The 10,786-nt window shown below is 56.8% G+C and carries 8 protein-coding genes; 6 read left to right on the top strand and 2 right to left on the bottom strand.

The window, feature by feature from the left end:
- Positions 1–60: 60 nt before the first annotated feature.
- Positions 61–2,634 carry a glycosyltransferase gene (locus AC3ISA_RS06100; protein WP_489179754.1) on the bottom strand — a complete coding sequence of 858 codons (2,574 nt, stop codon included), beginning with the start codon at positions 2,632–2,634 and terminating at the stop codon, positions 61–63.
- 163 nt (positions 2,635–2,797) lie between these two features.
- Here AC3ISA_RS06100 and rfbF point away from each other — a divergent pair, with 163 nt between their 5' ends.
- From rfbF to AC3ISA_RS06070, 6 genes are read left to right on the top strand one after another with little or no spacing between them, the layout of a single operon-like run.
- Positions 2,798–3,565, top strand: a complete 768-nt coding sequence (gene rfbF, locus AC3ISA_RS06095; RefSeq protein ID WP_426022464.1) for a glucose-1-phosphate cytidylyltransferase — start codon at positions 2,798–2,800, stop codon at positions 3,563–3,565.
- Positions 3,565–4,623, top strand: coding sequence for a CDP-glucose 4,6-dehydratase (gene rfbG, locus AC3ISA_RS06090; protein WP_426022463.1), 1,059 nt, complete (start codon positions 3,565–3,567; stop codon positions 4,621–4,623). The genes rfbF and rfbG overlap by 1 nt, the downstream gene beginning before the upstream one ends.
- 6 nt (positions 4,624–4,629) lie before the next feature.
- Positions 4,630–5,865 carry a methyltransferase domain-containing protein gene (locus AC3ISA_RS06085; protein WP_426022462.1) on the top strand — a complete coding sequence of 412 codons (1,236 nt, stop codon included), beginning with the start codon at positions 4,630–4,632 and terminating at the stop codon, positions 5,863–5,865.
- 1 nt (position 5,866) lies between these two features.
- Positions 5,867–6,400, top strand: coding sequence for a dTDP-4-dehydrorhamnose 3,5-epimerase (rfbC, locus tag AC3ISA_RS06080; RefSeq protein WP_426022461.1), 534 nt, complete (start codon positions 5,867–5,869; stop codon positions 6,398–6,400).
- Positions 6,391–7,290, top strand: a complete 900-nt coding sequence (locus AC3ISA_RS06075; protein ID WP_489179753.1) for an NAD-dependent epimerase/dehydratase family protein — start codon at positions 6,391–6,393, stop codon at positions 7,288–7,290. Before rfbC ends, AC3ISA_RS06075 begins: the two co-directional genes overlap by 10 nt.
- A gap of 21 nt (positions 7,291–7,311) precedes the next feature.
- Entirely contained in the window at positions 7,312–9,432 is a 2,121-nt protein-coding gene (locus tag AC3ISA_RS06070) for a glycosyltransferase family 2 protein (RefSeq protein WP_489179752.1), read from the top strand.
- Here the strand turns inward: AC3ISA_RS06070 and AC3ISA_RS06065 are convergent, their stop codons facing one another.
- Positions 9,433–10,581, bottom strand: a complete 1,149-nt coding sequence (locus AC3ISA_RS06065) for a glycosyltransferase family 4 protein (protein WP_426022458.1) — start codon at positions 10,579–10,581, stop codon at positions 9,433–9,435.
- Positions 10,582–10,786 lie beyond the last annotated feature (205 nt).

Below are 10,786 nucleotides of genomic sequence, written 5' to 3'. Positions count from 1 at the left end.
CACGGCGAGGCGAATTCCTAAGCCGCATCTAAAAGGCATGACGTGTGGGTGAGGGCGAACCTAGCGCCGAGGAGGGTGCGCCAGTTTTCCAACCCTTCTGAGGTCGAGATTGGACGAATAGAAGGGATCTTCTTGCAGAAGATCGCTCGAGATTCGAGATTGTTCACCTGTCGAAAACGGAGATCCCGTCAGGCTCCGCCTTGCTTGGATGTCAGGGTCTGCAGCCACACGGAGGCCATGTGCTCTGGCCCTGATGCACAGGTCGAGAATTGCATCGAGCCCTGACATGCTGCGGTTAAATCCTCCCAGGGCCTGGAAGGTTTCACGCTTCATGAAGAGCGGAAGCTGTACGGCTGAAAACGACTGAAGCAATCTGTTGCGATCAAAGTTGCAGCCGACGGCGGTCGGTGCGTCTTCATAAAGATTGTGGGCCTTTCCCTCTCCGAACGCGAAGCCGAAGCTATCTATGGCGTTGGAGGATTTCAGAACGCGGCAGCCCAGTACGCCCATTTCGGGGAAGCTCAGAATGGCATGTGCACGGTTCAAAAAAGAGTCGTCCATGAAGGAGGCTGAGGTATCGCAGAAAAGAATGATGTCGCTCTTCGCGGTCATTCCGATAGAGGAGGCATCCTCGAGAATAGCCTGAGACACCGTCGTGCTGATTCTTGTACTTTCATGTAGGTTTCGAATTAACTCAAGATCGCGATCAGATATCGCGTTGTGGTGAACGATATTGATGTCGATTGAAGTAGTTTCTGCGGCAATGACAGATAATAGGCAATCCCGTAGATTTCCCTTCTCGGAATGTAGAATGATCGCGGATACGTCGGCCTTGCATTCCGAATAGGGTTTCAAAGAAGCTCTTCCTGGCGCAACCCCAGGTACGGCGAGCATCGGCACCTTCTGTCGTGTCAAATGGGCGTTGACTGCCGCAAGCATGGCGCGCTCGGCATATGGTTTCGCATTGACGGAACTCGCGGTCGATCCTGGGGTATCTCTCCAATGATAGAGCACTTTAGGTATGTGGCGAACGGCGTTCGATCCGGCCGCTTCGACGGCGCGTAAAGTCAAGTCATGATCTTGGGCACCTTCGTAACCCAGCCTAAGGCCTCCCAATGAGATGAAAAGTTCTCGCTCTATCGCAAGAGCATGGCAGATGAAGTTTTTGGATAGTAAAAGAAGAGGGTCGAATTCTCCTTTCATGTGGGGAGAGGTTCGTTGTCCCTGAGGTGAAAGCTTGTCTTCATCTGAATAAACAATTTTGACATGAGGAAATTCTGAAATGACCGACGTAATCTCAGCGGCGCATATGGGGCTGAGTGTGTCGTCCTGATCCAGGAGCACTAGATACTCTCCACGCGCCAGTGCGGCTGCAGTGTTGGTTGCGGCCGATATGTGTCCTCGACGTTTGCGCCGCGTCAACCGCACCCGCGGGTCGGCCTTTTCATAGCGGCAAAGGAGTTCATCGGCCTCGGATGAAATATCCACATCCACCGCTATGCAGAGTTCAATGTGTTCGTGCGTCTGTGAAAGAACGGAATCGACGCAAGAGCGCAAAAATTCGAGAGAAGGTTTGTAAACAGGAACAATAAAAGATATAGTTAGTGGGTTTTTTGTGTTTGGAGAGCTAGTGGAGGGCTGAACTGAACCTTCTTCCCATAGTCTAATCCACTGCCCATACTCTCGCGTGAGGGAATCTGTGCCTTTCGTGAAAGGCTGGGCCAGAAGTTGGGTGCGGATAGCATGTCGGGCCATGTCCGGAGCTTGGGCCGAGTGAGCGGCTTCCGACATCGAGAGCGATTTGACGAATGCGACTTCGTCGCCTGCCGGCAAGGCCGGTGTCTCCTCAGGTTCCAGGTGCAAGGACAGGCGGTCGATAACCAATGAATCCGACGGAAAGACCAAGCGAACTTTCTTCAGGCCTGTGGTGTATATCGATATTCGCGCAACGTTGTTTTCATCCCAATGCAAGGTGCCGTCGGTGATGGGCGTCAGGCCTTGCCCATAGTCAGCAAGGATGGCGCCTGGCGCGGTGAGATCGGGATGGTGATGCACCAGCCGCAGGCTGACCCAGCGCCCCATATCGGCATCGCCGGCGAAATCCACCCATCCATGGTCGGGCCGTGAGGGAGGTTCGTACGGAGAGGGGGGGGGGACCAGTTGGCTGATCGTGACCCCCGTCGATCGACGGGCTAACCTTTCCGCAAGGACGGAGGCCAGCAGCAAACGCTGGTCGGGAGTGATCGTGGCGCCTCGCATGGTGGTGAATTCGGATAAGGCGTCAGCATTGTCATCAAGTCGCGCGCTGCGGAGGAAGTGGTCCGTAGCCTCGGCTTCTCTTCCGCAGAGCTTCATCAGATGGCCCATGTGGAGCCAGGTTTCCGCATCCCTCGGACTGATCTCCAGCGCAGTCCTGTATGCGGCTTCGGAGGCGCCATATTCGCCCATTTCCTTGCGGGCGTGACCTAGTTGTATCCAGATAGCCCGATCTTTCGGATCGGTTTCAAGGTGCTGCCCATAGGCATGGGCGGCGGCTGACCAGTCGTGGGCGGATCGCGCCCGATCCCCCTGTCGGCGAAGCGACAAGGCTGATGTGTTCCGTTCCCTTGTTCCTGCGGGGGACAGACGTCGCATACATTGCCTCCATGTCATTGAGGGTTCCGTGGCGAAATGAGGGAGGGATCGGTTGGATGGTCGTTCAATTTCTGCTCCCTAGCCGTTGATCTAGGGATGGCTATGGACGCCCTAGGTGGCGGACTGTAGGATTGCCCAAGACTTAATAGGCGGACAAAATTTAATGAAGGCTGTCATCTTGGCCGGCGGTTTAGGCACGCGCTTGTCGGAAGAAACCAGCGAAAAGCCCAAGCCCATGGTGGAGGTCGGCGGGCGACCTCTATTATGGCATATAATGAGCATTTATTCTGCTCACGGAATAAACGATTTCATCGTCTGCGCTGGATACAAAGGCTACGTAATCGCCGAATACTTTGCGAATTACTTTCTGCATGTGACCGACGTTACGGTGGATTTGGGTGAGAATTCTGTCGAGGTTCACCGGACCCGCGCCGAAAAATGGCGCGTGACTATTGTGGACACCGGCGCTGAAACCATGACGGGCGGGAGATTGCTTCGGGTCGCGGATCATATCGGAGTCGATGATTTCTGCATGACCTACGGCGACGGCGTATCCGACGTGGATATCCGCGGCCTGATCGCGGCGCACAAGGCTTCTGGACTTGAGGCGACAGTCACGGCTGTGCGTCCGCCCGGGCGTTTCGGTGCGCTGGATATATCGGGTGGGCAGGTGCGCGGTTTTGTTGAAAAGCCTTTGGGCGACGGCAGCTGGATTAACGGGGGCTTTTTCGTCCTGAAGTCGGATGTTCTGCGCCGCATCGAAGGCGATTCAACGGTATGGGAAGGCGCCCCGTTGGCTGGTCTGGCTGCAGATGGGCAGTTGAACGCCCATCTGCACGAAGGTTTCTGGCAGCCAATGGATACGCTTCGAGACAAGCGGCTGCTTGAGGATCTCTGGGGGCGTGCCGTAGCGCCCTGGAAGGTGTGGTGATGTCCTTTTGGCAAGGCAAGCGCGTTCTGTTGACGGGCCATACGGGGTTCAAGGGAAGCTGGACCTGGCTTTGGCTCGAAAAGATGGGCGCTCACGTCTCGGGACTTTCGCTTGAGCCTGAGGGCGATCCGAGCCTTTGGTCCAGAATGGGGCGGCCCGGCGGCGCGACTTCGATCGGCGATATTCGATACGCGGCAAGAGTTTTCGAGGCGTTTGAGAAGGCGCGGCCTGAAATCGTAATCCACATGGCGGCCCAAGCCTTGGTCCGGCAATCCTATGTGGATCCCGATGCTACATTCGACACAAATGTCATGGGGCTTGTGCGGGTGTTGGACGCCGCCCGCCAGACTTCGTCGGTCAGGGTGATCGTGAATGTGACGAGCGACAAATGTTACGAGAATGTCGAGCAGATTTGGCCCTATCGTGAGACTGATCGTTTTGGAGGCTCTGATCCTTACAGCGCGAGCAAGGGGTGTGCGGAACTGGTGACCGCCTCCTATCAACGCTCTTTCTTCTCGGACGAAAAGGGTGCGCGACTTGCATCTGCGCGGGCGGGCAATGTAATCGGGGGCGGTGATTGGTCGTTGGATCGTCTGGTTCCGGATTGCGTTAGGGCGTTCGAGGCGGGCCAAGAGGTGGTGATCCGCAACCCTGCATCGACGCGGCCTTGGCAGCATGTGCTGGAACCCATCAGCGGGTATCTGCTTTTGGCTCAGCGCCTTTACGAACAGGAGCCTGTAGCCGAAGGATGGAACTTCGGGCCTGCTGACAATCAGGCTTGGCCTGTGGTCGATGTTGTCGAAGTCTTGGCTGAAGCCTGGCCGTCCGCACGCTGGCGGGTCGAGGGCGATCAATCTGGATATCACGAGGCGGGACTGCTTAGGGTGGATGCGAGCAAGGCTGCGCACAGGTTGGGCTGGTTCGCGCGTCTCGATACCCGCAAGGCTCTCGAATGGTCCGCGAGTTGGTATCGGGAGGTGGCGAATGGCCGCTCCCCGGTTGAAGCTTGCCTGGAACAAATCGAACAATACGAATCGCTTTCTAAATCTTCGAACTGAGAAAACATGGCCCACTGCCGTTTTTGTAATGCTCCCCTTACGGAGACTTTTGCCGATCTTGGCATGTCTCCAGTTTCTAATGATTATGTTTCTGAGCGAAATCACAATGCGGCTGAGGTGTTCTACCCTCTTCATGCTTACGTATGCGCATCCTGCCTGCTTGTTCAGCTTGTAGACTATGAAAAGGCCGACGCGCTTTTTACTGACGACTATGCGTATTTTTCATCTTACTCATCGTCGTGGTTGGAGCATGCGAGAAGGTATTCGCTGACCGTACTTGAAAAGGAACGCTTGGGGCCCGATTCCATGGTCGTCGAAGTGGCGTCGAACGACGGATATCTGCTCAAGAACTTCAAGGAGGCGGGGATTCCTGTGCTGGGCGTAGAGCCGACGGCGAACACTGCCGCAGCCGCCCTTCAGAACCACGGCATAGAGAGCGAGGTGGCGTTCTTCGGTCGAGAAACGGCCGAACGGCTTCGAGAGCGCGGCGTACGCCCAGACGTCATAGCCGCCAACAATGTTCTAGCGCACGTCCCTGACATCAATGATTTCGTCGCGGGCTATGCGATCTTGCTGAAACCCAAAGGTGTCGCGCACTTCGAATTCCCGCACCTTCTCCGCATGATGGAGAAGGTCCAGTTCGACACGATCTACCACGAACATTTCAGCTATCTGTCCTTCACCGTAGCGCGGAAGATTTTCGCCGCGCACGGACTTCGCGTGTACGACGTTGAAGAATTGCCGACCCACGGTGGCTCCATACGCATATATGTCGCCCATGCCGATTGCGTGGATAGACCGGACACCGATCGGGTCGCTATGATGCTTGCTGCGGAAGATGACTTCGGGCTGAACGATCTGAGCGCGTACAGGGATTTTGCAAGACGAGTCGTCGAAACAAAAGTGTCTTTGCTGAAGTTCTTTGTTGAGGCCTTCGAGGCCGGAAAGAGCGTCGTCGGCTATGGTGCGCCCGCTAAGGGGAACACGCTTCTCAACTACTGTGGCGTGAAGACGGACATGATGTCTTTCACGGTCGATAAAAGTCCTCACAAGATCGGCAAGAGGTTGCCGGGTACTCATATACCCATATACGCGCCCGAAGAAATCCGATCGCGAAAGCCTGATTACGTACTGATCCTGCCGTGGAATCTCCGTGAGGAGATCATTGAGCAGATGGCTGATGTCAGGGAGTGGGGCGGTAAGTTCGTGACGCCCATACCGACCATTCAGATATTCGACTGACGTGAAATTCGTTAACGCATCTCTGGAAGGCGTTCGCGTCATCGAATTGGAGCCCCATTACGACGAGCGGGGTTCGTTTTCGCGCATCTTTTGCGAGAGGGAGTTCTCGGAAGCGGGAATCGAGTCGCGTTTCGAACAGTCCAGTCTTTCCCGGAACCTTCTGGCAGGCACACTTCGTGGCATGCACTATCAGGCGTCGCCCGATGCCGAGGTGAAGGTGGTTCGTTGCGTTCGCGGCGCAATCTTCGATGTCGCCTTGGATATTCGTCCTGACTCGCAGACGTTCTGCTGCTGGTTCGGGGCGGTGCTTTCGGCCGACAACGGACGCGCGCTGCTTATTCCGGCTGGCTTTGCGCATGGCTTTCAGACGCTCGAGGACAATACGGACGTGCTTTACCAGATCACTCCACCCTATTGTCCTGGTGCGGGTCTGGGGGTCCGATGGAATGATCCTCGGTTTGGAATCGACTGGCCGTTGCCCAATCCGACCCTCTCGGAACGAGATGCCAGTTATCCGGACTTCGTATGCGGGTGATCGTGACCGGCGCGACCGGGTTTATCGGCTCAAATGTCGTGCGGCAGCTTGTGGCTCGAGGCGTTGACGTCGTCGCTCTGGGCCGCACTCCCTCTCACCATCACGGTGTGCGGTCCGTGAGTTGTGATCTACTATCCACGCCAAGCTTTGCCGGTCTCATGAATGAGATCGCGCCAACTCATTTTCTGCATCTCGGGTGGAATGCGACCCCGGGCGCATTTTGGGATGATCCGGACAATCTTGACTGGATGTCCGCTTCCCTCGGGCTATTCAAGAGTTTTGCCGAGGTCGGCGGTTCGCGATGGGTCGGCGTCGGAACTTGCGCCGAGTATGACTGGACAGGCGAGGGGAGGCTGGACGAGACCAGAACCTTATTGCGTCCATCAACACTCTATGGGTCAGCCAAAAAGGCCCTTTCAGATCTAACTTTTGCGGCGGCGCCGCGACTTGGTCTTTCTGTCGCATGGGGACGCGTGTTCTGGCTCTACGGCCCGAACGAGAAGCCGGGCCGGCTGGTTTCGGACCTCGTGCGAACCCTTTCGGATGGCCGGCCTTTCGAAACGAGCTCAGGTCTGCAGCGGCGTGACTTCATGCATGTGGAAGACGTCGCAGCGGCTTTGGTCGCGATTTTATTCAGCGACTATTCGGGGCCGGTCAATATAGCTTCCGGCAAGGCCGTAGAGGTGCGCCATATAGTTTCCACGCTGGCTGATGCGCTCGGACGGACCGACCTCGTGCGCTTCGGCGCGATACCGGCAAGGCCTTCCGAACCGCCAGTGCTTGTCGGCTCGGCGGATATACTGTCGTCCAAGATCGGCTTCAGTCCTAGCGTGGATCTGCTCGACGGTTTGCGATCGGTGGCGAGGTCTGATCCTGCGTCTACAAATTAGGCGGGCTATTTAGAGGTGATTATGGCTTCGCTTCTCGGCTTGGTGAAGCGCGCATTGGGCTTAAAGGCGGGGCGGGTTGCGGAACACCGCGCCGCAGGTGACGCCGCCCGTGCGCGAGGGGCTTGGAAGGAGGCCCTGGACCATTATGACAAGGCCGCTCGTCTGAAGACTGCTGGACATTCGCTTCAAGTGCGCAGGGGACATGTCCTGAAGGAGTTGGGGCTCTTGAATGAGGCGGAGACGGCATACCGATCGGCCTTGTCAGAGCGCCCCCGGTCGGGCGACTATCATCTTCATCTGGGCCATGTTCTGAAACTGAATCATGCAAAGGAAGCGGCTCTAGCGGCGTACCAACAAGCTTTTCAATTCGGCGATGAAAGAGCAAATATTGAGATACTGGCCTTGGCGGGCCGGGCCGGGCTGAAGGGGGCGGGCGATAGAAGTGCGATTGGGGACGTCGTCGAAGGCGTAGCCAGTAATATAGAAAGTTTGAGAGACCGGCTGGAGGTCGCACTGCAGCAAGCCGCCTTTTCTCCTGCCGCATACGGGCAGATGAGAAATCGCCTGATCGCGGATGCTCCTACTGTCCGCGATCACGTCATGATCGACGTAATCGTCGATGGTCGGGCTCGGTCGCCTGCAGAGGTCTTGCTCACTCTCTACAGTCTCCAGGATCAGTCGTTGGCGACATGGTCTGCGACGGTGGTTTCGGATGCCGCTCTGGCAAGTCATCCTGTCGCTTCACTAGCCCATCAGGACCCGCGTATTCGATTCTGCGCGAGCGCCGCAGAGATCGTGTTGCACGATGACGCCGTTGTCAGCGTATCGGCTGGCATTCGCCTGGAGGCCGAATGTCTGGCTTGGCTGTCCGTCGCACGGTCCCAAGCCGGTGCTGTCGCAGCCTATGGCGACCACGATCATGCGGTGCATGATTGGCGGGGCGTCACTTCATACTCGGATCCCGTCCTCTACGGTGCATATGACGAAATCGGCTTAGAAGGCGGCGGTGAGCCTCCTCTGGTCGTTCTGGTCTCAGCGCCGCACGGTCGCCTGTTGGTCGAGCGGGTGGACGATGCGGTTTCCACGCAGGATCTTCATCGGGGTGTCCTTCTGGAGATAAAGGGGGGAGGAATCTGCCATGTACCGGCTCTGCTAGCCACGCTCTGCGGCTTTAACGAAGCTCCCTCAGTATGGCCGCCAAGTCCGATCGCCCGGCGAAGAGATGACCCCCGCTCAAGCGGACAAGAGCGTCTACTTGTGATTATTCCGACTCGCGACCAGCCAGATTTGCTTCAAGCGGCTGTTAGTAGTCTGATCGAGAAGGCTGAACGCCCCGATCTCTTGCGGATCATTATTATAGATAACCGCAGTTCGCAGGAAAAGACCCTTCGGTGCTTCGAAGTGCTTGCGAAACTGTCAGTCGATATCGTCCCCGTGGATGAGCCCTTCAATTGGGCCAGGCTGAACAACCTCGCCGTCGGTTCAACTACGGAGGATATTCTCCTCTTCGCGAACAACGACGTAGAGGCCGTCACACAAGGTTGGGATTCTCTTGTGCGGCGAGGCGTGGCATTGGCGTGCGGCGGGTGTGTCGGGGCGAAGCTTTTGTACGGCGACGGCCGAATCCAGCATGCTGGAGTCGTGCTGGGAGGACGAGAGGGCGGAGCGGTACATGAGGGATTGGATCGACCCGCTACCGATCCGGGGCCCGGCGGTCGCTGGGCGCAGGTACGCCGTTGCGCCGCCGTGACTGGCGCCTTCATGGCGGTTTCGCGGCGTGCCTTTCATGAGGTCGGCGGATTCAACGAGCGGCTCCCCGTGGCTTACAGCGATCTCGATTTCTGTCTGAGGTGCAGAAAGGCCAACTTCCCCGTCATATACGATCCTTCGATCGTCATCATTCATCACGAGTCCAAGACACGAGGAGAAAACGTGACTTCCGAGCAGGTGGCGTGGGACGAGGTCGAAATGAGACTGTTCTACGATATCTGGCGGGAGGATGCGGTCCTTGATCCTGGAAGAAACCCGCATTGGGTCACGGAAAATCGAAATGCCTTCGACGGCTTGAGAGCTTTGTCTATCAGGGAAATATTAGCCTACATTACGCGTCAATCGAAGACCGATCCGTGGAGTGTCTCGTGATCAGAATACGCCAGCGCTTTTATAGGCCTGGGTCAGTTTTTCTTGATACTTGGCTTGAGTGAAGAGCTTTGCCTGGGCACGGCCTTTCATAGCCATGTTCTCCAGTAAGCCGTCGTCACTATCCATAAGTTGGATCGCCATGCGGATAGAGGTGACATCATAGGGGTTGACGGTGATCGCTGCATCGCCCGCTACTTCGGGAAGCGCACCTCGATCCGAGGTAAGGACAGGCGTGCCGGCTTCCATGGATTCGAGCACCGGGAGCCCGAAACCTTCGTAAAGAGACGGGAACAAAGTCGCTTTTGCGCCACGGACCAGGTCACGCAGCGTCGATGAAGGCAGATAGTCCAAACGGATGATCTTCTTTGATTTGTCGTTCTCCAGCACAGCTTCCAGAAGCCCGGTTTCGCTTTCCGAAAGCCAGGACCGGCCTCCGACGACCACAAGACGCGCCTTCGTGTTTGCAGACAGGAATGCTTCTACAATCCTTCCGAGGTTCTTTTTCGGTTCGATTGCACCAAAGAAAAGGAAATAGTCTTTCCACTCCAAGCCCAGCTGTTTCTGCAGGCTTACCGCGCAGTCCTCGTCGGTACCGGTCTGGGGTGTCGAGGGCGTGGCCTGAAAGGTGGTCGTGATCTTGTCGGGGGCGGCCCCCAGGATCTCGATCAGGTCCTGTTTCGTCGAATTCGATACCGCGATCACGTGATCGGCTCTGTCGATCGCTGTCTTGCAGAGATTGTAAAATATCTTCTTGTTGTCGGCCGTTGTTCCGGGGAGGCGCAGGGGAATAATGTCGTGAAACGTAAGGATGTTGATGGACTTCGGCGCTGTCAGTGGAAGGGGACAGGTCCAGTGCATGACATCAGGTGCGGGACGGTCGGCGCTGTCCTCAAAACGGACAGGCGTGAATATTCCGTATCGCTGGTATGCGCGTTGGGACAGGTTAAACACATCCGTCGATGCCCAGTAACTCTCCGCATCGGGGCGTCTCGGCCCGGTTGTTGGCCAGATCACATCCCCTGAAGGCGTGATCGGATATGCGGAGCGGCCGAATCGCGCCGCCAAGGTCGAGGCGGCTCTTCCCAGACTTGCCCGTCGTCGGGTCGGGGCACCAGCATCAACCAGCGCTATTTCGTTAAGCAGGTTCACCGAGGATCTTGGGGTCGAAGGACCGTAAAGAACTTGCCCGTTGAGGCCCAATCCCCTGATCGCCGAGAGAAGAGAATGGCCGTAGGTGGCGATCCCGGAGCCCTTGCGAAGCGCAAGGTTCCAACCATCAATGCAAACCGTAACCATACCTTACCTCACGTGACAGGCGACTTGTCGCGAAACCGGGGCTGTAATGCAACGCCGA

Source organism: Brevundimonas sp. KH_058, from assembly GCF_057838505.1.
This window is presented reverse-complemented; position numbering and strand designations above follow the sequence as displayed.

Coding starts and splice junctions, on each gene's coding strand:
- AC3ISA_RS06100 (WP_489179754.1), bottom strand. CDS start 2,634: ATGCGACGTCTGTCCCCCGCAGGAACAAGGGAACGGAACACATCAGCC.
- rfbF (WP_426022464.1), top strand. CDS start 2,798: ATGAAGGCTGTCATCTTGGCCGGCGGTTTAGGCACGCGCTTGTCGGAA.
- rfbG (WP_426022463.1), top strand. CDS start 3,565: ATGTCCTTTTGGCAAGGCAAGCGCGTTCTGTTGACGGGCCATACGGGG.
- AC3ISA_RS06085 (WP_426022462.1), top strand. CDS start 4,630: ATGGCCCACTGCCGTTTTTGTAATGCTCCCCTTACGGAGACTTTTGCC.
- AC3ISA_RS06075 (WP_489179753.1), top strand. CDS start 6,391: ATGCGGGTGATCGTGACCGGCGCGACCGGGTTTATCGGCTCAAATGTC.
- AC3ISA_RS06070 (WP_489179752.1), top strand. CDS start 7,312: ATGGCTTCGCTTCTCGGCTTGGTGAAGCGCGCATTGGGCTTAAAGGCG.